Here is a 22775-nt window from a genome sequence, read left to right as displayed (position 1 = left end):
CCAACGCTCCGGCTGGCTAGAGTGGAACCCATGAGCCGCATCATTGCCGGGGCCGCCGGCGGATCCCCCCTTTCCAGCGTTCCGGGATCAGGAACCCGCCCCACCACGGACCGCGTCAAGGAAGCGCTCTTCTCGAGGCTGGAGTCCTACGAAATCCTCTCCGGCGCCTACGTCCTGGACCTGTTTGCCGGATCGGGCTCCCTCGGCGTCGAAAGCGCGAGCAGGGGCGCAGCCCGGGTGGACCTGGTGGAACTCGCCGAAAAGGCAGCCGCCGTCTGCCACCGCAATGCCGCCCTGGTCAACAAGGTCCTGGGCCGCGAAGCCGTCCGTGTGCACCGGGCCAAAGTGGAGACGTACCTGCTGCGGGTGCCGGAAGCCCTGAAATGGGACCTGGTCTTCCTGGACCCGCCCTACACCCTGGACGAAGAAGGCCTCGCTGGCGTCCTCAAAACGCTGGAAAGCCACCTTGCCGACGGTGCCGTCGTCGTCGTGGAACGCTCCACCCGTTCCCCGGAACCGTCCTGGCCTGCCGGCCTGGAGCGCTTCAGTGAAAGGGTTTACGGCGAGACAACACTGTGGTTCGCCGAGCCCGCGGGGGAGCCGGAAGAAAAGGACTCCTGATTTCAGCGAACGAAGGCGTCCACGTCTGTTCCGGTCAGCACTGCTGCCGGATGCGGTCCGGCCGCCAGAAGGGCCGTGGTCCATTCCGCCGGCCAGCGGAACGGAACTCCAGCCAGCACAATGTTCCCGGGGTGACGGCCGGTGAACATGCTGGTTTCGGCGAGGGCCGCCACATCGCCGTCGTTCCCGAAGACCTGCTGCATCGCTGCCGCCTGGCGGCGCGCGAACGCCAGGGGCGGGTCGTCGCCCACGTTGACCAGCAGTACGCCGGACGGAGCCAGCAGGTCTTTGAGCTCCGCGTAGAAGCCTGCCGAAGCCAGGTGTTCCGGAGCATCGGCTCCGGCAAAGACATCGAGCACCACCGCATCAAAGGAACCGGATTCGAACCTGTGCAGCTCCGCGCGGGCGTCACCGATCACGGTTTCAAGAATGGTTCCTTCGGGCAGCGGCAGATACGCCAGCACATAGTCGAGCAGTTCCCGTTCCAGTTCCACAGCCGTCTGTTCCGAGCCTGGCCGCGTGGCCTGAAGGTAGCGCGCCAGCGTGAGGGCCCCGGCGCCAAGGTGCAGGGTCCGCAGCGGGCGGCCGGGCTCGGCGGCCAAATCCAGCACATTGCCGATGCGGCGGAGGTATTCGTAGAAGATCTCCTCCGGCCGGGCGAGGTTCACGTGCGACTGCTGTGCCCCGCCGATCGAAAGTATCCAGGCGCCTTCCGTGTAAGCGTCTTCGTCAAGTTCGGCGTGCGCTCCGATGCCCCGCAGCAGGCGCGACGGCGGCCGGCCGGTCATCAAAGCACCTCGCCCAGGCGGGCGATGCGCTCAGCGGCTTCCTGGAGCACGTCAAAACGCTTGCAAAAAGCGAACCGCAGCAGGGTCTTTGTCCGCTCCGCGCCCTCGGGATGGCAGAACGGGGCCACCGGGATGGCCGCGACTCCCACGAGTCCCGGCAGGCGCCGGGAAAGATCGGTGGCGTCGTCGATGCCCAGGGGAGCGACGTCGGCAACGACGAAGTAGGTTCCCTGAGGCTGGAACACGTCCAGGCCGGCTGCCCGCAGGCCGGTGGACAGGACGTTCCGCTTGGCGCGGAGGGTGCCGGCGGCCTCGGCAAAGAAGGAATCATCCATCCGCAGTCCACCGGCGATCGCCGCCTGGAACGGGGCGCCCGAGCTGTAGGTGAGGAAGCTCTTCACCGTGCGCACGGCAGCGACCAGTTCAGCGGGGCCGGTCAGCCAGCCGATCTTCCATCCGGTCAGGGAGAAGGTTTTCCCGGCCGAGGACAGCGTGATGGTCCGTTCTGCTGCCCCGGGGAGGGTGGCCACAGGGATGTGCTGCGGGCCAAACGTGAGGTGCTCATACACTTCATCCGTGACGATGACGGCGTCGTGCTTCACGGCCAGGTCCACGATGCGCTGCAGGACCGGGAGGGGGAAGACCGTTCCCGTAGGATTGTGCGGATTGTTCACCAGCACTACGCGGGTCCGGTCGGTGAACGCTGCTTCCAATGCGTCCAGGTCCGGCAGGAAGTCCGGGGCCAGCAGGGGAGCGGTAGTGTGCGTGGCGCCGCTGAGGCCGATCATGGCCCCGTAGGAGTCATAGAACGGTTCGAAGGTCAGCACCTCGTCGCCCGGGCCGGTCAGCGCCAGCAGTGTGGCAGCGATGCCTTCGGTGGCTCCGGTGGTCACCATGACCTCGGTTTCCGGATCCGGAGTCAGTCCGTAGAACCGCTCCTGATGCTCGGCGATGGCTTCCCGGAGCACGGGCAGTCCCATGCCCGGGGCATACTGGTTGGCTCCGGCGAGTATTGCCTTGCGGGCCGCGTTACGGATGTCTGCCGGTCCGTCCTCGTCAGGGAATCCCTGGCCGAGGTTGATCGCCTCGTACCGGCCCGCCAGTGCAGTGATCTCTTCGAAGATAGTGATGCCGAGGTTGCCGTCGTCTCCGAGCAGGTTTGCCCCCGCCGCTGTCCGCTGCCAGGGAGCCGGAGATCCGTCCCGTGAGTCTCTGAGCATGTGCGTACGGGGTGTTGAGGTCATGCCTTCAAGTATTACCCCACCGCACCCGGTAGATTCGACGTATGCGACGCGCGGTATGCCCCGGATCCTTCGACCCCATCCACAACGGACACCTGGAAGTCATCGCCAGGGCCACGAACCTCTTCGACGAGGTGATCGTGGCGGTTTCAACGAACTACGCCAAGAAGTACCGGTTCTCCGAGAAGGAACGCCTCGAGATCGCCTCCGAGACGCTGGGGTCGCTGGCGGGGGTGTCGGTTGTACCCATGGGGCAGGGCCTGCTTGCGGAGTTCTGCCGGGAGCACGGCGCCAGCGCCGTCGTGAAAGGCCTGCGGTCGGTCCAGGACTACCAGTACGAACTGCCGATGGCCGTGATGAACCGTCAGCTCACCGGCGTCGAGACCGTCTTCCTCGCTGCGGAGAGTTCCTACACGCATCTGTCCTCGAGCCTGATCAAGGAAGTTGCCGCGCTGGGCGGAGACATCACCAACTACGTCCCGCGGGCTGTCCTCAAACGCCTGTTCGCCTGACCTAGCCGATAGGGGAGGCGCACGCCGGGCGAACAAACGCTGCGGCCACGCCTCCGGTTTCCTCCGTGAAGCGTCCCAGCCACTGGACGGGGCCGAGGTTAGGTTCTGACCCGACCATCGTTACGTTCGCGTTGGTGCACTGCCTGATGTTCGCCTGCGCACGGACGACGTGGTATTTCGATGTCACCACGACAATGTCCTCCCAGCCGTTGTCAGCAGCCAGGCGCGCAATGGACCGGGCTTCTGCCCGCGTGGACAGCGGGTTCGGCGCGAAGCACTTGATCGCGGGGTTCGTTGAGTAATCGCAAACCAGATCCATGTTGGCGTTGCCCGGCGTGTCGGTGGTGGAGAGCACCAGGACGGGTGCCTGCCCTTCGCGCACCAGGGCCTGCCCCACGGGAAGGCGCTCCGAAGCCGCACCGGCCAGGACGATCACTGCATCGGCGCGGGCCGGCGGGTCTTCTGTGTACGGAAAGTAGAAAAGGTTCACCGCGACCAGGAGCCACACCAGGAGTGCGGAGAGCGCAGCACCGGCAAGGGCAGCTATGAGTCGCAGGGACCTGGCACGTCGAAAGAACACCACCCAAGACTAGGCGAGAGCAGCCGCAGGCCATGAATCCGCCGTCGCACCGTTCCTGCCTTAGACTGGTAACAGATGTCCGCGCCGGGCACTGCCTGCCGCGCGGCGAAGTGGCCTTGAAGGGCCGGTTTGAGAGATTCCCCCCGGTCAGGCTAAGATGATATGTCGGTCTATGTTCTACAGGAGTTCTCATTAGCGTTTCATCGCGGTCACAACCGAGTTCCCCCTTGGCAGAAAATGTCAAGGATCTCGGGCGCAGCCCGGGAACCATGCGGACCATGCATGAGCATGTGCCGGCACCGAAAGACTTCGGTGTTGCGCTGATCGGCGTACCTGATGGATCGGACATTGAGCTCGATCTGCGGTTTGAGGCCGTGCACGAAGGGATTTTGGTATCCGGAACCGCTGTTGTTCCCGTGAGGGGAGAATGCGGACGGTGCCTGACGCCCATCGCGTACGACCAAGACGTCGATGTGCAGGAACTCTTCTACTACGAGGACGCTGAGTCCTTCGGAGAAGAAGAGGAAGAAGAGCAACGCCGGATCGAGCGAGATGTCATCGATCTTGAACCGGTTTTGCGGGACGCAGTGGTAACTTCCCTGCCGTTCCAGCCGGTGTGCCGGGAGGACTGCGAAGGCCTTTGCCCCGAATGCGGGGTGCGCCTTGAGGAGGATCCGGGTCACCATCATGAAGTCGTGGATCCTCGCTGGGCAGCCCTCGCCGGGTTGACTGGCACCGCCGCTGACAACGAAGCGGCAAAAAGTACAGAGTCAGACGAGAGAGAAGAGAGTTAGTCGTGGCTGTTCCCAAGCGGAAAATGTCCCGCTCGAATACGCGTGCACGCCGGTCCCAGTGGAAGGCAACTGCGCCCAACCTGGTGAAGACCGTTGAGAACGGCCGCGTTACCTACAGCCTGCCTCACCAGGCCAAGGTCGTAACCGACTCTGCAGGTACCGCGCTGTTCCTTGAATACAAGGGCCGCAAGGTAGCGGACGTCTAAGACCAGTGTTTGCCCCTTTTGCCGCATGCCTTTTGAGGCAGGCAGCGGAGGGGCGCACTGCTTTTCGGGGCAAAATCACCAAGTGAAAAACACTGAAGAGCTTCTGAAGCGTCTCGGCGTCGATATCGATGCCGAGACGCTTCGTCTTGCGCTCACCCACAGGTCCTACGCTTACGAGCACGGCGGAATCCCCACGAATGAGAGGCTGGAGTTCCTAGGCGACTCCATCCTCGGCTTTTCCGTGACGGATACCCTGTACCGGGACAACCCAGACCTCTCCGAAGGCGAGCTCGCCAAACGGCGTTCCGCCGTCGTGAGCACCAAGGCCCTTGCCTCCGTAGCGCGCCAGCTGAACGTGGGCGACTACATCCTTCTTGGCCAGGGCGAGAAACTTACCAACGGCAAGGACAAGTCCTCCATCCTTGCCGACACCACTGAAGCCCTGATCGGGGCCGTGTACCTGTGCCATGGCATGGAAACCGCGCGTTCCATGGTCATGCGCCTGATCGGTCCGCTGCTCCATGATGCCGAAGCCCTCGGAGCCGGCACCGACTGGAAGACCAGCATCCAGGAAATCGCCGCCGCCCGGAAACTGGGCGATATCGAATACCGCGTTACCGGCTCCGGTCCGGACCATTCCCGCAGCTTCGTGGCAGTCCTGCACATCGGCGGCCGCGCGTACGGCACCGGAACAGGGCGCTCCAAGAAGGATGCCGAACAGGAAGCCGCTGCAGATACCTGCAGGCTTTTGCGCGAAGCAGGCACGTTGCCCGTGCCTGGCGGATCTGCCTCACCCGCAGGCGCCTAGCCCTGCCGTGCCCGAGCTGCCCGAAGTCGAGGTAGTCCGCCGCGGCCTCGCCCGCTGGGTGCGCGGCCGCACCATCCTTCGCGTTGAGGTCCTGGACCCGCGCTCGGTACGCCGGCACGCCCCGGGTCCTGAGGACCTTCGCGGGAACCTGGAAGGTGCCCGGGTCCATGACGTAGCGCGGCGCGGGAAGTTCCTGTGGATGCCGCTCGTGGAAGCCTCGGCCCCCGACGCCGCTCCGCCGTTTGCGCTCATGGCGCACCTTGGCATGAGCGGACAGCTCCTGATGGAGGATTCTGCCCTGCCGGATGAAAAACATCTCAAGGTCAAGTTCACCCTGAGTCCTGCAGAAGATGCGGACGGCGCTCCCATGCCCGCAGAACTGCGCTTTGTGGACCAGCGGATCTTCGGCGGAGTGTTCCTGGCCGATCTGCTGCCCACTCCTGACGGGGAACCCGGCGGGCTGTCCGAAACCGGACTGGCCCTGGTTCCCTCCGAGGCAGCCCACATTGCCCGCGATCCGCTGGACCCGGCGTTCTCCTTCGAGGATTTCTACCGCAGGCTGAAGGCACGGCGCACCGGCATCAAGCGGGCACTGCTGGACCAGGGACTGGTCTCCGGCGTCGGCAACATCTACGCGGATGAGGCGCTGTGGGCGGCGAAGCTGCACTTTGCCCGGCCCACCGACACCATGCGCCGGGCAGATGCGCTGCGCCTGGTGGAAGCAGCCCGGGACGTGATGCTCCGTGCACTTGAAGCCGGCGGCACCAGCTTCGATTCGCTCTACGTCAACGTCAACGGCGCCTCGGGCTACTTTGCCCGGTCGCTGAACGCTTACGGCCGGGAAGGCCAGCCGTGTCCGCGGTGCGAGGCAGAGGGACTTCCCACTCTCATCCGCCGCGATTCGTTCATGAACCGCTCGTCCTACTCCTGCCCGGTCTGCCAGAAGCGTCCGCGCAGCGGCCGCTGGTAGCGCCGGTTTAGCTGCTGCGCAGCTCGGCAACCAAGGCGTCGTTGTACACCGGCCACACTTCGGCAGCCCACGGCCCGAAGTCCCGGTCGGTAAGCACGACTGCAGCGGCTTTCAGCTCCGGATCCACCCACAGGAACGTCCCGGACTGGCCGAAGTGCCCAAAGGTGCGCGGGGAGTTGGACTGTCCCGTCCAGTGCGGAGACTTCCCGTTGCGGATCTCGAAGCCCAGGCCCCAGTCGTTTTCCTTCTGCCGGCCGAAGCCGGGCAGCACACCGGCCAGGCCGGGAAACACCACGGAGGTGGCAGCGGCCATTGAGTTCGCGGAGACCAGGCGGGGATTCTGCAGCTCGGCAGCGAACCGGGACAGGTCCGCCGCGGTAGAGACCGCGCCGGCAGCCGGGGAGCCGTCCAGGGATGTGTCCTTCATGCCCAGCGGCGTCAGGACTGCCTCGGAGAGGTAGTCCTTGAAAGCGATGCCCGTGGCCTCTTCCAGATGCTCACCCAGCACCTCGAAGCCGGCATTGGAGTACAGGCGCCGGGTTCCGGGCTCGTAGCGGACCGTACGGTCGCCAAAGTCGTAGCCGCCGGTGTGGGCCAGCAGATGCCGGATGGTGGACCCTTCCGGACCTGCCGGATCGTCCAGGGCAACGGCCTCTTCTTCCAGGGCCACCTGGAACGCGTACGCGGTCAGCAGCTTGGTGACGGAGGCCAGCGGATAGCGCTTGTCCTGGTGACCGGCGCTTGCCAGCACTGTGCCGTCGGCAGTGACGACGGCGGCGGAAACGTTCCCTGCGGGCCAGGACTGGGTCTGTTCGAGAGTCTTCATCCCTGCCATCCTATGCGGCGTAGTGCTTGGCCAGGCGGGCCATGCCCTCCTCGACGGACACCTCCGGCTGCCAGTCGAGCACCTGACGGGTGTGCCGTTGGTCAAACCAGTGCGAGGTGGACAGCTGCTCGGCCAGGAACCTGGTCATGGGAGGTTCGTCCTCCACCAGTCCACGGGTCCCGGCAGCGAGCCAGGCCTTTTCAAGAACGCTGCCGGCGCCGCGGGCCAGCCAGCCGGGCACACTGAACGACGGCGCCGGGATGCCGGCGGCAGCGCAGATTCCGGAGATCATCTCCCGGACCATGCGCGGCTGGCCGTTGGTGACCACCAGCGCCTGTCCGCGGGCGTATTCCATCCGGTCCAGTGCACGCGCAATGGCGGCGGAGGCATTGTCCAGGTACGTGGTGTCGATCAGGGCAGCGCCGCCGTCGAGCAGGGGCAGCCGTCCGGAGCGCGCCCGGTCCATCACCCGTTCCACCAGCTGGGTGTCACCAGGCCCCCAGACAATGTGCGGCCGGATGGCGGCAACCCGGAAACCCGGGGAATCCTCAGCCAGCGCGAGGAGTTCCGCGGCGGCCTTGGACCGGGCATAGTGGCCGCGGGCCCGTTCAGGATCCGCGGTGCCCGCGCCCGCACCGGCAATGGGCTCACCGAAGTGGGCGACCGAGGGGGAGGACACAAACACGACGTCGCGTACCCCTGCAGCCCGGGCAGCGTCCAGGACGTTGCGGGTGCCTTCGATGTTGGTGGCCTGGAACTCGGACCACTCGCCGGTGAAGGACACCTTTGCAGCGAGGTGCACGACGGCGTCCATTCCCGCCATGGCTGCGTCCACCGCCGTGCGGTTCGTGATGGACCCGGCGACGAACTCCAGGCCGGGAACGGACGCGGGGCGCCGCTGCAGGGTGCGCACAAAGTGTCCCTGCCCGGCCAGGACGCCGGCGACGGCGCCGCCGAGCAGGCCGCTGGCGCCGGTGACGAGGATCCGGCGGCTCATCGGCGCGCCCCCGGTGCCGTGGTCCGTCCGCCGGCCAGGACCTGGGCGGCCCAGACTCCCAGAGCGGAGCGGTCAATCTTGGAATTGTGCCGGATGTCCGTGGGCATCTGCGGAAGCACCAGCACGGCGGCCAGGTCCAGTCCGCAGCGGTCGGCGACGGCGGTGCGGACGCCGGCGGCCAGGGAATCTTCGGCCGGCCCGGGCCTGCGGACGCCGTCGGCGGTTTCCACCACGGCCACCGGCACCTGCGTTCCGGCCGGACCCACGCCCACGAGGGCCGCCAGACGGACTGCGGGGACTGACTCGGCGGCCTGCTCCGCGGCGACCGGGGTGACCGGTCCGGCCGGGGTGGTGAGCACATGGCCAAGCCGGCCCTCTACCCACAGCCGGCCGTCGGCGTCGAAATGGCCCACGTCCCCTGTCCGGTGCCAGCCCGGCAGCGAACTGCTCTGGGCCTCGGTGATCCAGAGCCGGTCGTACCGGTCCTTCACATGCGGTGCGCTGACCAGGATTTCCCCGGTGATTCCGGGGGCCTCGGAGATCTCGCTGCCGGCGGTGCCGTCTGCGGAAAGAGGTGCAAGGGCCACGCGGGCGCCGGCTACTGCCGTGCCAACGCAGACGCCGTTTCCGGTACCTGCCTTGCGGATCTGTTCCAGGCTGATGTCCGTGACCGGCAGTGCCTCGGTCATTCCGTAGGGAGTGTGCAGGGCAGCAGCCGGGACGAGGTCCTGCACCCGGGCCAGCAGCGCTTCCGGGATGGGAGCCCCGGCGGAGAGCAGCAGGTCCACCTGTGACAGTGCGGTGCGCTGAGCGGCGTCGAGGTCCCCGGCTGTGGCCAGCACGTTGGTCAGTGCAGCCGGGGAGGCGAACACCGTGGTGGCCTGGACGGCCGCAGCGGCGTCAGCCAAGGCTGCGGCGGTCAGTGTCCGGGGAGCAGTGACATCCATGTCCGGTGTGACGCTGGTGGCACCCAGTGCCGGACCCAGCAGGGCGAACGGCGCGAAACCTGCCACCAGGGAGGACCCGGCCTTGAGGTTGTACGTCCGGCGCAGCGTGTCCCGCATCGCGGCAAGCCGGCGGTGGGTATAGACGGCGCCCTTGGCCGGGCCGGTGGAGCCTGAGGTGAAGAGGACCGCGGCGTCGGCGTCGGGCTCAACCTGCCAGTCGGGGACGGGCTGTCCGGTGCCTGCTGCGGTCAGTTCCGCCACCGTGTGCGCTGCACCCAGCAGGCGGCGCCTGGCCGGGGAAGCTTCGCCGGCCAGGACGCGGGTGCCGGGCCAGCCGAAGAGCCGCGCGCCGGTCAGGCCGCGTTCGATTCCCACGATGAAGTCCGGCCCAGCGCCCTTGATGGCACGGCTCAGGCCCTTGGTGCCCAGTCCGGCGTCGGCCACCACCACTACCGCGCCGAGGCGCAGGCAGGCGTAGATGAGGGTGGTGAGCTCGCTGCCGGGCGGAACCAGCAGGTTCACCCGGCTGCCCGGGCGGACTCCGATGCCGGCCAGCCCGGCGGCAAGCGCGTTAACCCGGGTGCCGAGTTCGGCCCAGGACAGCACTGCCGGAGCTTTCCCGGACGCAGCCGGGGCCATGTCGACGACGGCGGGTGAATTGTCTTCGTTGCGCTCGAGCAGCTCGGCGAGCATCGGACGGAACTCGTCCGCGCTTTCGGCAGGCGTCCCGGTCTGCGGCGTTTCCGCCGCCTGGCCGGCAACGGACTCCAGCCAGGCCAGGATCGGGCCTGCAATATCCCGGTCCTCCCCGACGAGATGCCCTGCGCCTTCGAAGCGGTGGACATCCAGGTGCGGCATCCTGCTGATCAGGTCCCGCAGGTACCGGTCGGAGAAGACCGGGTCCTTCGGCCCCCAGAGTGCCAGCGCCGGGATCTTGAGCCGGCGGATGCCTTCGGCGACCTGCTCCAGGGCCCGGTAGCTGGGGTGCGTTTCATCGGCGGGGATGTCGGCCACGAAGTTTCCGACGCCGGCCCGGCGGCCTGCCCCGCGGTACGGTGCCGCAAAGGCAGCACGCACCTCCGGTGCCAGGGCGGGCTGGGCGAGGGAATGGGTGACGCGGATAAAGGCATCCGTGCTCACGGTGCCCCACCCGTGGACCGCCGGATGCAGGGCCAGCCGGAGGGCAGGCGGCAGGGAGAACCCGGCAGGGTGCACGGCGGTGTTCGTGAGGACCACCCCGGCAAGCTGTTCCTGGTGCTGCAGCGCCCAGCCGAGGGAAATGATCCCGCCCCAGTCGTGCCCAACCGTGACCACCGGTCCGGTGAGCCCGAGAGCAGAAGTGAGGTTGCCCAGGTCGGTGATGCGGTCGGCCAGACGGCGGAACGTTCCGGTCCGGGCAGAGAAACCCATGTCCAGCTGGTCGACGGCGATGACCCGCCAGGGCTTTTCAGCCGAGCTTCCGGCGGCCGCCAGGGCCCGCCACAGATAGGACCAGGTGGGGTTGCCATGGACGCAGAGCAGGGTCCCGGCAGGTTCCGCGCCCCTGGACTCAAGGTCCGCAGCGTTATCGAGGAGATGCCACTCATGGACGGTTCCCGGACGGTCGACAGCCGCGGTGGAGGGCACCTGGACATAGCGGGACCAGGCGGCCGGAACACCGGGCCAAAGCTCAGCTACCACGCGATTTCCATCATGGTGGTGTTCAGGCCTGATCCCACGCCCATGCACAGCACCCGGTCCCCGGGATGCAGGGTGCGGGCTTCCTGGGCAAGGGTCATAGGCAGCGATGCGGGGCCAACATTGCCCCACCGGGGGAAGGTGATCGGAACGCGTTCCTTCTCCAGCTCCACGGCCTTGATGATGGCGTTCGTGTAGGAGTTTGAAACCTGGTGGGTGACGTAGCGGTCCATGCCCTTCCAGTCCCAGCCGTTCTCCTGCGCTTCGTGCCAGGCGGTGACCACCAGGTCCAGGCCGCCTTCCAGCAGTCCCTTGGTGTCGGTATACATTCCGCCTTCGCCGCCCACGCAGAGCTCGTGGTGCTCGGTGCCGGCCCGCGAGACCCCGCCCAGGATGCGGTGCGAACCGGGGTGGTCCCCGGCCCGGCCGATTACGGCAGCCGCGGCCCCGCTGCCCAGCGTCAGGGTCGCGAACTCGCGCAGGTAGTCCTGCCGTGTGGAGTCTTCACGGTTCAGGCGGCCGAACGTGGCTTCCTGGACGCCCTGCGAGTCTTCGCCGGCGACGATCAGGGCGTAATCGATCTGGCCCGACTCGATCATGTTGGAGGCCATGGTGATGCCGTTGACGAACCCGAGGCAGGCATTGGCGAGGTCAAAGTTCAGGCAAGAGGACGGCAGGCCAAGGCTGTGGTGGATTTTCACGGCAACGGACGGCTCGAGGTTCTTGCGGGTCACTGAGGTATTGATCAACAGGCCGATCTGCGAAGGCTCGACGCCGGCTTCGGCCATCGCCTTGGCCCCTGCCTCGATCGCCCCGTCCTCGAAAGTCGACCCGGGTGCCCACCACCGCCGTTCGCTGACGCCGGCTACCCGTTCCAGGAGGCCCTTGGAAAGCCTCAGCCGTTTCAAGGACGGCGAGAGCCGTTCGTCGAACTCCTGAGAACTGACAACAACGGGCGCTTCTACGCTCTTGACGCTCAGGAGCGCGGTGTTGGTGTGATGGAAGTTGAAGTTCCCGCTCAAAATGCCTGCCTTGTCTGCTGCCAAAAAAGATCGAGGTCCGGGCCCGGTCAAGCCCGTAACGGCGCCGTCGAACCATATGATTCTCTTAGAAGCCTACTTTCCTGCCCGGCCTGGAACGCGCGAAATCCCGGATTACGCTCTGCGAGTACTGCGCTTAAGTGTGGGGCACCGCCCGGCTTTAGGGAATCTTCCACAAAAGAGAGACAGAGGCCAGTGCACTTAAAAACCCTCACGATGCGGGGCTTCAAGTCCTTCGCGTCGGCCACCACCTTCGAGTTTGAGCCGGGAGTGACCGCCGTAGTCGGTCCCAACGGCTCAGGCAAGTCCAATGTGGTGGACGCCCTTGCCTGGGTGATGGGGGAACAGGGAGCGAAGACCCTGCGCGGCGGAAAAATGGAAGATGTCATCTTCGCCGGCACGTCGGGGCGACCTCCGCTGGGCCGTGCCCAGGTGTCCCTCACCATTGACAATGCCGACGGCGCCCTGCCGATCGAGTACTCCGAAGTCACCATCTCCCGCACGCTGTTCCGTGCCGGGGGATCCGAGTATGCGATCAACGGGGCCCCCTGCCGCCTGCTGGACATCCAGGAGCTGCTTTCCGACTCCGGCCTGGGCCGGGAAATGCACGTGATCGTCGGCCAGGGGCAGCTGGACAAAGTGCTGCACGCCTCTCCCGAGGACCGGCGCGGGTTCATCGAGGAAGCCGCAGGAATCCTCAAACACCGCCGCCGCCGGGAAAAGACGGTCCGCAAACTCGACGCGATGCAGGCCAACCTGGCCCGCTTGACCGACCTGACCTCGGAACTGCGGCGCCAGCTCGGCCCGCTGGGCAAGCAGGCCGACGTCGCGCGGCGCGCGAAGACGGTCCAGCAGGACGTCCGGGATGCCCGTGCCCGCCTGCTCGCCGACGACATCGTGACCCTCACCGCCGCCGTCGAACAGGACACCGCTGCCGAGAATGCGCTTCGGGAACGCCGGAAGGAAATCGAACAGGCCGTCCAGGCCCAGGGTGCCCGGCTGGCAGAGCTGGAACGGCTGGCAGCCGTTGCGACTCCGCGCCTGAACACGGCCCGCGACACCTGGTACTCCCTGTCCACGGTGGCTGAGCGGCTGCGTGCCCTGGCAGCGCTTGCCCAGGAACGCCGCCGCCTGCTTGGATCGGACGAACCGGCGCCGGATCCGGGCCGGGACCCGGAGAAGCTGCAGGCGCAGGCCGCCCGGGTACGCGCGGAAGCCGAAGAACTATCCCGCGAAGTCGAAGACCGTGAAGGCGCGCTCGAAGACACCATGGAGATCCGGGCCGCCGCGGAGGAGGACGCCGCCGCCGAGGAGCGCCGGCTCACCTCCCTGCTCCGGGCCGCCGCTGACCGCCGGGAGGGACTGGCACGGCTGTCCGGCTCCGTAGCGGCAGCACGCTCCCGCGTGGAAGCGGCGGAGGCGGAACTGGGCAGGCTCCGCGCCTCCATCGCCCAGGGCGAGGAGCGGCGGCGCAAGGCCGAGGAAGACTTCACGGCACTCGAACACCAGGCCGCAGGAGCCGAAGCCGGGGAAGAAAGCCTGGATGCGGAGTATGAAGAAGCCGCCGCCGTCCTCGAATCGATCGAGGAACGGGTCCGGAAGCTGCAGGACGAGGAACACGCTGCAGTCCGCGACCGGGACACCCTGACCGCACGGCGGGATGCGCTCGCGGTCGGCCTGGACCGGAAGGACGGCACCCAGGAACTGCAGGAGGCAGGGCTCGACGGCGTCCTGGCGCCGCTGGCTGACCTGCTCACCGTACGCCCGGGCTATGAACGCGCCGTCAGTGCGGCCCTCGGTCCAGCGGCTGAGGCGCTCGCAGTATCCGGGACGGAACCGGCGCTGGCTGCCCTGAGCCTGCTCAAGCAGTCCGGTGGGGGCCAGGTATCGCTGGTCCTGGCCGGAGGGGACGCCGCGTCGCTGCCCACAGCCGGCGACGGCGGGATGCCGGTGCTGCCTGAGGGCTGCCTCCATGTTCTGGAGGTAGTGCAGGCGGTACCCGGTGCGGACGCTGCCGTGCGCGCTTTGCTGCGCGACGCCGTCGTCGTGAACACCTTGGAGGAAGCTGCCGCGGTGCTGGCCGAGGCCCCGGAGCTGACGGCCGTCACCATGGAAGGCGACCTGCTGTCCTCATTCAGTGCCCGCGGCGGCTCCGCGTCTGCTCCGGGGCTGATCGAAGTCCAGGCTGCCGTCGAGGAGACGGAGGCCCGCCTGGCCGAAGCAACGGCGAGGGCGGAAGCGGCGAGGTTCGCAATTGCCGGCGCTGCGGCTGAGCGGGAAGCTGCCCAGGCGCGCGTGAACGCAGCACTGGCCGGACTGCATGATTCGGATGCACGGCTGGCCGCTGTTGGTGAACGGCTCGGCGCACTCGGTTCCGTGCTGCGCGCGGCGTCGGGGGAGGCCGAACGGCTCACCCGCCTCGCCGCTGATGCGGAAGAGAACCTCTCCCGGGAACAGCAGGCCCTCGCAGCTGTTACTGAACGGCTTGCTGCGGCCCAGGGGGTGCCTGCGGACGCGGAAGAGCCATCGACGGAGCGCCGGGATGCACTGGCACTGGCCGCTGCGCAGGCACGGCAGGCCGAAATGGATGCCAGGCTCTCTCTGAGGTCGGCCCAGGAGCAATTAGCGGCAGTGTCGGGCCGTGCAGAATCGCTGGAACGCGCGGCAGCGGCAGAGCGGAAGGCTCGCGAAGCTGCGGCTGAACGGGCCCGAATTCGGGCTGCGCAGGCCAGCCGTGCCGCCGCCGTGGCCGAGGCAGCTGCCCTGGCTGCGCGCTGGGCCGGGGTTTCGCTCGAAGCCGCAGCCGCCGAGCGGGACCGGGCCGAAGCCGTCCGGGCCGAATGGGACGCTGAACTCACGACAGTGCGGAGTGCCAACGCTGAAGCCGCCGCGGAGCTGGCGAAGCTCACGGATTCGGTGCACCGCGATGAGCTGCTGCGGGCTGAAAAGCGGCTGCGGATCGAGGCGTTGGAAACGCGGTCGATTGAGGAACTGGGTATCACTGCCGATCGGCTGGTCGCCGAGTACGGGCCGGACCAGCTGGTGCCCGTGCCCGCCGGGACCACGGAGGCCGCCGGCAAATGGGCAGCGCTGCATGTGGCGGTGGACGACGACGGCAATCCGGTCACCGAGGGGGTGCCCTATGTTCGTGCCGAGCAGGAAAAACGCCTCAAGCGTGCCCAGCGGGACCTCAGCTCGCTCGGCAAGGTCAATCCGCTGGCGCTGGAAGAATTCGCGGCGCTGGAGGAACGCCACAAGTTCCTGAGTACCCAGCTCCAGGACCTGAAAGCCACCCGCAAGGACCTGATGGACATCATCCGGGAAGTGGACCAGCGGGTGGAGGAAGTCTTCACTGAGGCGTTCCGGGACACAGCCGTACAGTTCGAGCGGGTCTTCGGGCGCCTCTTTCCCGGGGGTGAGGGCCGTCTGGTGCTGACGGACCCCCAGGACATGCTGACTACGGGCATCGAGGTGGAGGCCCGGCCGGCCGGGAAGAAGATCAAACGCCTCTCGCTGCTCTCCGGCGGTGAGCGCTCGCTGACCGCCGTCGCGCTGCTCGTGGCGATTTTCAAGGCGCGCCCGTCGCCGTTCTACGTGATGGACGAGGTCGAAGCAGCCCTGGACGACACCAACCTCGGCCGGCTCATCACGATCTTCGAGGAACTGCGGGAATCGAGCCAGCTGATCGTCATCACGCACCAGAAACGGACCATGGAAGTCGCAGATGCCCTGTACGGCGTCTCGATGCGCGGGGACGGGGTATCAGCGGTCATCAGCCAGCGGCTGGACAAAGCAGGGGTCTGACCGGCTACCGGGCGTAGCGGGCGGTGAAATTGCGCAGGATCGCCCCGGGAGCGTCGACCTTGGCGGGCCGCACCGAATCCATTACTGCCTCGGCCTCTTCGGGAGGGAAATATCCTGCATTCCGGTAGACGGAAATGCGCGTCAGCAGTCCGGCGACGTCCAGCTCGGGATGGAACTGGGTTGCGTAGAGGTTCGTACGGACACGGAACATCTGCACCGGGCAGGTGGGGGAGCCCGCCAGGTTGACGGCGTGGGCCGGCAGCTTGGACACCGCTTCCTTGTGTCCCACGAAGGCATCGAACGTCTCGGGCAGCCCGGCCAGGAGCGGATCAGCCCGGCCATCGGCCGTGAGCGTGACGGGAACCGCCCCGATGGCTTCACCAAACTGCCGGTCGACGACGGCGCCCTGGTGGCGGCCCAGCGTCCCTACCCCGTAGCAGGCCCCCAGGAAGGGAAAATCCTGTGCGACTACCTGGTCCAGCAGGGCACTGAGCTCCTTTTCGACCCGGTGCTGAAGGGGCGTCTTGGACTCTTCCGGATCCGAGGAATTGAACGGGCTCCCGCCGATGATGATGCCGCTGTAGCGGTCCAGGTCAATGTCCGGCAGGGGAGCGGCCTCCAGCCGGACGCGGTGCAGCTCCGCGGGCATCAGGCCGCCGAACCGGAGATAGGACTCGTACTCTTCCTCCGCGGCGTCGTCTTCAGCGCGGGAGGCCAGCAACAGGAAGGGCTTCATTCCTCGATGGTAGTGCGGCTTCCGCGGGTCCGGGCCAACCGCTGCTCCGGAGCCAGTGTTTCGCGTGCCGAGAGCCAAATCAGCAGGGCCAGTGCGGCCACCGCACCGGTGACGGCGAAGGCCCAGGTGTAGCCCAGCTGGTCGGCGAGCACGCCTGCAATGATGGGGCCGATGATGGCACCGGTGTCAGCGGACATTTGGAAGGCGGCCAGCACCTTGCCGCCGCTGCGTCCGCTGCCAACGACGTCGGCTACGGCAGCCTGCTGCGCAGGGTTCAGCAGCCCGGTGCCGAGCCCGGCGACGGCGGAGACGACCAGGAACATTGCCACGCTCCCGGAGAAGCCGATCGCCGCCGTCGCCGCTGCGTTGACGGCCAGGCCGGTGATGACCAGCGGCTTGCGTCCCCAGCTGTCCGCCAGCCGGCCGGAGAACGTCAGCGCCAGCGCGGTCCCGGCGGCGAACGCCGTCAGGGAGATGCCGGCGATTTCCGGGCCGGCGGAAAGCACCGCGGCGGCGAAAAGGGGCAGCAGCGAGTTGCGCACGCCGAAGGATGACCAGCCGTTCGCAAAACTGGAGACCATCGCCGCCCGGTAAGCGGAGTCGGACAGGGCCTCCCGTACGGAGAGGTGGACGCGTTCGGGAGCGGTCCCGCCGGGGGCCCCGGTCCCGCTGGCATCCCGGAGCAGGAACGCCACGACCACGGCTGCAACCAGCAGTGCCGCTGCATAGACCAGGAATGGAACCCGCAGGCCGAAACCGGCCAGCAGGCCGCCCAGGAGGGGACCGCCGATGTTGCCCAGGAGGAAAGACGAGGCATAGGCGCCGGAGATGCGGCCGCGGATGGCCGGTGGTGCCAGCCGGATGATGAGTGCCATGGCAGAGATCGTGAACATGGTCGAACCGATCCCGCCCAGCCCCCGGAAAATCAGGAGCTGCCAGTAACTGCCGGCGAAGGCACACGCCGCGGTGGACAGCGCAACGATGAGGAGCCCCATCACGTAGACCGGGCGCTCGCCGATCTTTTCCAGAAGTGCGCCGCCGGCCGGCGCGAACACCAGCCGGGTGAAAGCGAAGGCGCTGACGACAACGGAGGATGCAGCGACGCCGACGTTGAAGCTCTGAGCAAACTGCGGCAGCACCGGCGCCACCAGGCCGAAGCCGAGGGCAATGAGGAAGGCCGCAGCGATGAGGACCTTGATTTCGCGGGGAATGGGAATACGGGGTGTGCTCGCCATGATGTTTTGATTCTCGCAGAGTCTGCGGGGTTTGTGCCTGTCCGCTTGAGGCGTATCCGAGCCGCTGCCAGCGGCTGGACGGGTGCCGGGGTGCGGTGCCGTATGACATGCTGGAAAGCGTGAATGAGACTCTTTCGATTGTGATCTATGTGGTCATTGGGCTTGCCGTGATCGGTTCCCTGGCGGCCCTGCTGGTACGAACCAGGCGTACGCCGAAGGGGATGTATCCCACGACGCGTGACGCTGACGACCAGCCAGGAGGCAGCACCGCCGTCCTGGACAGGCCGGGAACCGCCGAAGCGGGACCCGATTCGCCGGTGATCGTCCCGGATGACCTCCGGGACCTCGAAGAGGCGGAAACGCCCGCGCCGGTGGTGGAGACCCCCGAACCCGTACAGGGACGCCTGGCCCGGCTCCGCGCCAGGTTGGCCAAATCGAACAACGCTCTCGGCAAGGCCCTGCTGACCCTGCTGTCCAGCGACAAGATCGATGAGGACGTCTGGGACGAGATCGAGGAAACGCTGCTCCTGGCGGACCTTGGCACCGAACCGACCATGGAACTGGTCGATGCCCTGCGCGAGCGGGTCAAGATTTCCGGCAGCCGCGACCCCGAAGAGGTCCACGCGATGCTGCGCGAAGAGCTGGTCAAGCTCGTGGATCCGTCCATGGACCGCTCCCTGGCCGTCGACCGCCATGCCGATAAGCCCGCCGTCGTGATGGTCGTGGGCGTGAACGGCGTCGGCAAGACCACCACCGTGGGCAAGCTGGCCCGCGTGCTCGTGGCGGAGGACAAAGACGTCCTGCTCGGTGCAGCTGACACCTTCCGGGCCGCCGCCGCCGAACAGCTCGCCACCTGGGGCCAGCGCGTGGGCGTGCCCACCGTTCGCTCCGAGGTCGACGGGGCCGATCCGGCGTCCGTCGCCTTTGAGGCCGTCAAGGCCGGGATCGACGGCGAAGTCGACACAGTGCTGATCGACACCGCCGGCCGCCTGCAAAACAAGGTCGGCCTCATGGACGAGCTGGGCAAAGTCAAGCGCGTTATCGAGAAGCAGGCCGAGGTAGACGAGGTCCTGCTGGTCCTTGACGCGACCACCGGCCAGAACGGACTCACCCAGGCCAAGGTCTTCGCCGAGGTTGTGAACATCACCGGCATCGTCCTGACCAAGCTCGACGGAACGGCCAAGGGCGGCATCGTCGTCGCCATCCAGCGCACCCTCGGAGTTCCCGTGAAGCTCGTGGGACTGGGCGAAGGGCCGGATGACCTGGCACCCTTCGACGCTGAAGCCTTTGTGGACGCCCTCCTGTCCTAGCAAGCGACAGTCCCGGCACCATACAAAAGAGAGCTCCCCGCACCATCCGGTGCGGGGAGCTCTCTTTTGTATGCCGGGACTACTCCTGGAACGTGAAGTTCAGGACAGTCACGGTTCCGGCGGTAAGGGCGAATTCCTGCGTCTCGGAGCCGTAGGCGAACCCGGGCAGGGTCAGCCGTTCTGCCACCGGGACCGCCTCGGCCTTCTGCCCGTCGATCATGGTGCTGTCCTCAGAGGCATAGGAGGCCCCGGTCATCTGGGTCATTGCCGCCGTCAGGGGCTTGGCCGGGAGCTTCAGGCTCACCTGCATCTGCGCGTCCGTCTCGGGGTTGTTGGCGTTAATCAGGACAACGCTGATGCTTCCATCGTCGTGATGGACGGAATAGGAGTGGCTGAGACCCCCGCCTTCCTCGCTGACCTGCAGGAACTGGCCCGGCGCCATCTCGGCGATCATGGACAGACCGAAGAAATTGGCGCGTTCCTCGACAACCCCGTTGGGCTGGAGGTAAGCACCCCCGGCGCAGATGACGGACATGGGGGGGCCGCCCTGGCAGGTGAGGAGCGAACTGTGGAGGCTCAGCCTGGTGATGCCAAGCTGGGCGGCACTGATGGCGTAGTCAGCCGCCCACAGGGCCGAAGCGTGGGTCTTGGTCGTCTCGTTGGAACCCGGGCAGGCGGAGATACCGGCTTCCGTGAGCCACGTTTCCAGTCCTGCCTCATTCGCAGGTTCCAGTGCGGCTACGCGGTACTCGTTGGCGTGGTCATGGATGCGCTGGGCCACTAGGTTGGCCAGGGTGGGTTCACCGAACGGATCAGCAGCGCCGTCACAAACGGAGAGCGGGTAGTGATGGAAGGAGAAGATCCGCTCCTGCGGAAGATCCACTTCGGTGAACTGCTTCCACCAGGACTGTGTGTAAACGCCGGGACCGATGATCTTCACTTCGGGGGCAGCCGCGTAGATGGCGTCGGCGTAGGCCTTGAGCTCAACAAGGTAGTCATCCACTGTCCAGCTTGGATCCCGTAGCCCGTTCTTGGGATAGCCATTGGGCTCGTTCCCAACCGTGATTCCCACCAGCCGGTCGCCAAAAATCCTGTCGGCGTGGGCGGCCATGTCTGCGGCGCGGGCAGGATCGTAGTTGCCAAGATCCACAGTGAGGTTGATGGTGGCGTCCAGGGCCGTCAGGAGCGTGTTGACCCGTTCCAGATCCGCCGGCGTCACCGCCCGAACGGGATGTGCCTTGTCGCCTTGGAGATGTCCGGGAATCGGTTCATTGGCCGAGGTCCAGAAGAACCGCCGGTCCACGGCGTTTCCGCCGAAACGCAGCAGGGGCTGTCCCAGGCCGCTGAGGGACTGCACCATTTCGGGGTTGTCACCGGACATTGCGGGATCAGCCAGATCCGTTGCCTCAAGTGAGAGACCGACCAAACCCTTGGGCAGCGACGTGCCGGTAGTCGTGGCGCTGATATCCAGCGAGAGCGGGTTTACAGCATTCAGGGGAGATCCCTCGGGCGGTCCGGCCTGGTTATAATAGGCGAACTCCGGCTCCGGCGGCAAAGTGGCCGCAGCAGCAATTGAGACTTTTTCACCCTCCGAAGAGTTCAAAGCGAGAGGAACGGCGATTCCAGCCGTCAGCAGGACGGCGCCCGCGATGCCGCCGGCAATCCATTTCTTCCTGCGAGCCTTGGCGGGGTCTGCACGGCGGAGGCGCCTGGGCGGCTGGGGCCCGTTCGTGTCCGGCTGCTGTGCACGGCTTCCGCGCGCAGGATTCTGTTGGGGCATGGAAAAGTTCCTCAGGACGGGGACGGGAGTCGCCTACATACTATCCGCGCGCCGCCCGCAACCCCTGTAGCCAACATCCCCGGCAAGTTCCCACTGCCGGGTAACGTTCCCGAAACCTTTCCGTCACTGGTCTTTTACACGTACGCCGGCTTTGTAACCTTCCGGCAATCCGGCCGGCCGAATGCTGAAACCTGACCCGGGCAAAGTTCTTTCCAGGCGGGAGATGCCCGCACGATTGTGGAAGGACGCGAAGATGGATCTGACAGCAGGTCACGTCTGGGTGATGATATCGGCGGCACTCGTGCTGCTCATGACTCCCGGAGTGGCATTCTTTTACGGCGGTATGACCCGGGCCAAGGCTGCCCTGAACATGATGATGATGAGCTTCGTCTCCATCGGTCTTGTCGGAGTCGTCTGGGTTCTCTGGGGCTTCTCAATGACCGGCGGAGACGGCGTTGCCGGGCTCTTCGGCAGCCCGTTCGCCTCCTTCGGCCTTGAGGGCCTGATCGGTACCGAAGACATGATCAGCGCCGGCTTCGGCGCCACCTTCGCCATCATCACCGTCGCACTCATCAGCGGGGCGATCGCAGACCGGGCCAAGTTCAGTGCCTGGGCGATCTTTGTCCCCGTGTGGGTCACCCTGGTCTACTGCCCGCTGGCCTTCATGGTCTGGGGCGGCGGCCTGCTCGGTGAAGAAGGAGCCATCGGCTCCGTGGTCGGGGAAGCCATCGACTTTGCCGGCGGCACCGTCGTACACGTCAACGCCGGCGTAGCGGCTCTGGTCCTGGCACTGATCATCGGCAAGCGCCGCGGGTTCGGCTCCGATCCGAGCCACCGTCCGCACAACATCCCGTTCGTCATGCTCGGTGCAGCACTGCTCTGGTTCGGCTGGTTCGGATTCAACGGCGGAGCCGCAGGCACTGCCGAAGAAGCCGGCCTGATCTGGGTGAACACCCTGGCAGCTCCCGCCGCCGCAATGGTCGGCTGGCTGATCACCGAACGTATCCGCGACGGCCGTCCGACCTCCCTCGGCGCAGCGTCGGGCATCGTGGCCGGTCTCGTGGCGATCACCCCGGCGTGCGCCAGCGTCTCGCCGATTGGTGCCCTGGCCCTCGGTCTGGTCGCCGGTATCGTTTCCGCCCTGGCGGTTGGCCTCAAGTACAAGTTCGGCTACGACGATTCCCTCGACGTCGTAGGCGTCCACCTGGTCGCCGGCCTCATCGGCACTGTCGCCCTGGGCTTCATTGCACTGCCGGTTGACGGCGAAGGCGGTGGCCTGTTCTACGGCGGCGGCTTGGCCCAGCTGGGTGCACAGATCGTTGCGACCATTGTGGCAATCCTCTTCTCAGCCATCATGACGCTCATCATCGGCCTGGCCATCCACAAGACCATCGGCTTCCGGGTATCCGAGGAGCAGGAAATCAACGGCGTGGACCTCAGCGAACATGCTGAGACCGCCTACGAACTCGGCGGCGTCGGCGTCGGCGGTACATTCCGTCCGCTGGCTGAAACCGTTCCCGCTGCCACCAAGGAGAGCATCAACTCATGAAACTCGTCACCGCAATTGTCCGGCCCGAGAAGTTCGACGCCATCCGGGGCGCCCTGGAAAGCTACGGAGTCCAGGGACTGACCGTCAGCCAGGCCAGCGGCTACGGCCGCCAGCGCGGACATACTGAGGTCTACCGCGGCGCAGAATACACCGTCGACCTGCTGCCGAAGCTGCGCGTCGAGGTGCTGGCCGCCAACGAATGGGTCAACGACATCGTGGATGTCCTTGTCTCCACTGCCAACACCGGCCGGGCCGGAGACGGCAAGGTCTGGGTGACCAATGTCGAAGAAGCACTGCGCGTCCGGACGGGCGAGCGGGGCGACTCCGCACTGTAGGTCCACCGCTGCAAGTCCA

At 66.6% G+C, this 22775-nt stretch carries 20 protein-coding genes; 10 read left to right on the top strand and 10 right to left on the bottom strand.

Annotated elements, in window-relative coordinates:
* Positions 1-30: 30 nt before the first annotated feature.
* Positions 31-621 carry a 16S rRNA (guanine(966)-N(2))-methyltransferase RsmD gene (gene rsmD, locus LOC59_RS09305; RefSeq protein ID WP_227895503.1) on the top strand — a complete coding sequence of 197 codons (591 nt, stop codon included), beginning with the start codon at positions 31-33 and terminating at the stop codon, positions 619-621.
* 2 nt (positions 622-623) lie between these two features.
* Here rsmD and LOC59_RS09300 read toward each other — a convergent pair whose 3' ends face one another.
* On the bottom strand, positions 624-1409 hold the full coding sequence (locus LOC59_RS09300) for a spermidine synthase (RefSeq protein WP_229971595.1): 786 nt from the start codon (positions 1407-1409) through the stop codon (positions 624-626).
* Positions 1409-2653, bottom strand: a complete 1245-nt coding sequence (locus LOC59_RS09295) for an aminotransferase class I/II-fold pyridoxal phosphate-dependent enzyme (RefSeq protein ID WP_227895505.1) — start codon at positions 2651-2653, stop codon at positions 1409-1411. Before LOC59_RS09295 ends, LOC59_RS09300 begins: the two co-directional genes overlap by 1 nt.
* Before the next feature lie 41 nt (positions 2654-2694).
* On the opposite strand from LOC59_RS09295, the gene coaD reads away from it, so the two are divergent.
* Positions 2695-3162 carry a pantetheine-phosphate adenylyltransferase gene (gene coaD, locus LOC59_RS09290; protein ID WP_227895506.1) on the top strand — a complete coding sequence of 156 codons (468 nt, stop codon included), beginning with the start codon at positions 2695-2697 and terminating at the stop codon, positions 3160-3162.
* Between the two features lies 1 nt (position 3163).
* Here coaD and LOC59_RS09285 read toward each other — a convergent pair whose 3' ends face one another.
* Positions 3164-3742 carry a YdcF family protein gene (locus LOC59_RS09285; RefSeq protein WP_227895507.1) on the bottom strand — a complete coding sequence of 193 codons (579 nt, stop codon included), beginning with the start codon at positions 3740-3742 and terminating at the stop codon, positions 3164-3166.
* Between the two features lie 227 nt (positions 3743-3969).
* Here LOC59_RS09285 and LOC59_RS09280 point away from each other — a divergent pair, with 227 nt between their 5' ends.
* From LOC59_RS09280 to mutM, 4 genes are all read left to right on the top strand, one after another.
* Positions 3970-4536: a YceD family protein gene (locus tag LOC59_RS09280; RefSeq protein WP_227895508.1), complete on the top strand. Its 567-nt coding sequence runs from the start codon at positions 3970-3972 to the stop codon at positions 4534-4536.
* Positions 4537-4538: 2 nt separating this feature from the next.
* Positions 4539-4742 (top strand): 50S ribosomal protein L32, encoded by a 204-nt coding sequence (gene rpmF, locus LOC59_RS09275; protein ID WP_055240805.1) that lies wholly within the window; start codon positions 4539-4541, stop codon positions 4740-4742.
* A gap of 82 nt (positions 4743-4824) precedes the next feature.
* On the top strand, positions 4825-5550 hold the full coding sequence (gene rnc / locus LOC59_RS09270) for a ribonuclease III (protein ID WP_227895509.1): 726 nt from the start codon (positions 4825-4827) through the stop codon (positions 5548-5550).
* A gap of 7 nt (positions 5551-5557) precedes the next feature.
* Entirely contained in the window at positions 5558-6520 is a 963-nt protein-coding gene (gene mutM, locus LOC59_RS09265) for a bifunctional DNA-formamidopyrimidine glycosylase/DNA-(apurinic or apyrimidinic site) lyase (protein WP_229971594.1), read from the top strand.
* Between the two features lie 7 nt (positions 6521-6527).
* Here mutM and LOC59_RS09260 read toward each other — a convergent pair whose 3' ends face one another.
* Genes LOC59_RS09260 through LOC59_RS09245 form a run of 4 tightly spaced genes read right to left on the bottom strand, consistent with a single transcriptional unit; the run spans position 6528 to position 11989 of the window.
* Positions 6528-7346, bottom strand: coding sequence for a serine hydrolase domain-containing protein (locus LOC59_RS09260; RefSeq protein ID WP_227895511.1), 819 nt, complete (start codon positions 7344-7346; stop codon positions 6528-6530).
* A 10-nt stretch (positions 7347-7356) separates the two neighbouring features.
* Positions 7357-8343 carry an NAD-dependent epimerase/dehydratase family protein gene (locus tag LOC59_RS09255; protein WP_229971593.1) on the bottom strand — a complete coding sequence of 329 codons (987 nt, stop codon included), beginning with the start codon at positions 8341-8343 and terminating at the stop codon, positions 7357-7359.
* On the bottom strand, positions 8340-10970 hold the full coding sequence (locus tag LOC59_RS09250; protein ID WP_229971591.1) for an alpha/beta fold hydrolase: 2631 nt from the start codon (positions 10968-10970) through the stop codon (positions 8340-8342). The genes LOC59_RS09255 and LOC59_RS09250 overlap by 4 nt, the downstream gene beginning before the upstream one ends.
* Positions 10964-11989: a 3-oxoacyl-ACP synthase III gene (locus LOC59_RS09245; protein ID WP_227895514.1), complete on the bottom strand. Its 1026-nt coding sequence runs from the start codon at positions 11987-11989 to the stop codon at positions 10964-10966. Before LOC59_RS09245 ends, LOC59_RS09250 begins: the two co-directional genes overlap by 7 nt.
* Before the next feature lie 213 nt (positions 11990-12202).
* Here LOC59_RS09245 and smc point away from each other — a divergent pair, with 213 nt between their 5' ends.
* Positions 12203-15811, top strand: coding sequence for a chromosome segregation protein SMC (smc, locus tag LOC59_RS09240; protein WP_229971589.1), 3609 nt, complete (start codon positions 12203-12205; stop codon positions 15809-15811).
* Positions 15812-15815: 4 nt separating this feature from the next.
* Here smc and LOC59_RS09235 read toward each other — a convergent pair whose 3' ends face one another.
* The gene (locus tag LOC59_RS09235; protein WP_229971588.1) at positions 15816-16547 is read right to left on the bottom strand and encodes a glutamine amidotransferase; all 732 of its coding nucleotides are present in this window, start codon (positions 16545-16547) and stop codon (positions 15816-15818) included.
* Positions 16544-17782, bottom strand: coding sequence for an MFS transporter (locus LOC59_RS09230; RefSeq protein WP_229971586.1), 1239 nt, complete (start codon positions 17780-17782; stop codon positions 16544-16546). Before LOC59_RS09230 ends, LOC59_RS09235 begins: the two co-directional genes overlap by 4 nt.
* A 119-nt stretch (positions 17783-17901) precedes the next feature.
* Between LOC59_RS09230 and ftsY the strand changes: the two genes are divergently transcribed.
* Positions 17902-19092, top strand: coding sequence for a signal recognition particle-docking protein FtsY (ftsY, locus tag LOC59_RS09225; protein ID WP_227895518.1), 1191 nt, complete (start codon positions 17902-17904; stop codon positions 19090-19092).
* Between the two features lie 79 nt (positions 19093-19171).
* Here the strand turns inward: ftsY and LOC59_RS09220 are convergent, their stop codons facing one another.
* Entirely contained in the window at positions 19172-20872 is a 1701-nt protein-coding gene (locus LOC59_RS09220) for a hypothetical protein (protein WP_229971584.1), read from the bottom strand.
* Positions 20873-21125: 253 nt separating this feature from the next.
* Here LOC59_RS09220 and LOC59_RS09215 point away from each other — a divergent pair, with 253 nt between their 5' ends.
* Together LOC59_RS09215 and LOC59_RS09210 are read left to right on the top strand one after the other, a co-directional pair.
* Entirely contained in the window at positions 21126-22421 is a 1296-nt protein-coding gene (locus LOC59_RS09215) for an ammonium transporter (protein ID WP_227895520.1), read from the top strand.
* On the top strand, positions 22418-22756 hold the full coding sequence (locus tag LOC59_RS09210) for a P-II family nitrogen regulator (RefSeq protein WP_227895521.1): 339 nt from the start codon (positions 22418-22420) through the stop codon (positions 22754-22756). The genes LOC59_RS09215 and LOC59_RS09210 overlap by 4 nt, the downstream gene beginning before the upstream one ends.
* Positions 22757-22775: the final 19 nt, after the last annotated feature.

Source organism: Arthrobacter sp. zg-Y916 (assembly GCF_020907385.1).
GTDB lineage: Bacteria > Actinomycetota > Actinomycetes > Actinomycetales > Micrococcaceae > Arthrobacter_B > Arthrobacter_B caoxuetaonis.
This window is presented reverse-complemented; position numbering and strand designations above follow the sequence as displayed.

Excerpts from the sequence above, each read along its gene's own strand:
- rsmD (WP_227895503.1), top strand. The coding sequence starts at position 31 with ATGAGCCGCATCATTGCCGGGGCCGCCGGCGGATCCCCCCTTTCCAGC.
- LOC59_RS09300 (WP_229971595.1), bottom strand. The coding sequence starts at position 1,409 with ATGACCGGCCGGCCGCCGTCGCGCCTGCTGCGGGGCATCGGAGCGCAC.
- LOC59_RS09295 (WP_227895505.1), bottom strand. The coding sequence starts at position 2,653 with ATGACCTCAACACCCCGTACGCACATGCTCAGAGACTCACGGGACGGA.
- coaD (WP_227895506.1), top strand. The coding sequence starts at position 2,695 with ATGCGACGCGCGGTATGCCCCGGATCCTTCGACCCCATCCACAACGGA.
- LOC59_RS09260 (WP_227895511.1), bottom strand. The coding sequence starts at position 7,346 with ATGAAGACTCTCGAACAGACCCAGTCCTGGCCCGCAGGGAACGTTTCC.
- LOC59_RS09255 (WP_229971593.1), bottom strand. The coding sequence starts at position 8,343 with ATGAGCCGCCGGATCCTCGTCACCGGCGCCAGCGGCCTGCTCGGCGGC.
- LOC59_RS09235 (WP_229971588.1), bottom strand. The coding sequence starts at position 16,547 with ATGAAGCCCTTCCTGTTGCTGGCCTCCCGCGCTGAAGACGACGCCGCG.
- LOC59_RS09230 (WP_229971586.1), bottom strand. The coding sequence starts at position 17,782 with ATGGCGAGCACACCCCGTATTCCCATTCCCCGCGAAATCAAGGTCCTC.
- LOC59_RS09220 (WP_229971584.1), bottom strand. The coding sequence starts at position 20,872 with ATGCCCCAACAGAATCCTGCGCGCGGAAGCCGTGCACAGCAGCCGGAC.
- LOC59_RS09215 (WP_227895520.1), top strand. The coding sequence starts at position 21,126 with ATGGATCTGACAGCAGGTCACGTCTGGGTGATGATATCGGCGGCACTC.
- LOC59_RS09210 (WP_227895521.1), top strand. The coding sequence starts at position 22,418 with ATGAAACTCGTCACCGCAATTGTCCGGCCCGAGAAGTTCGACGCCATC.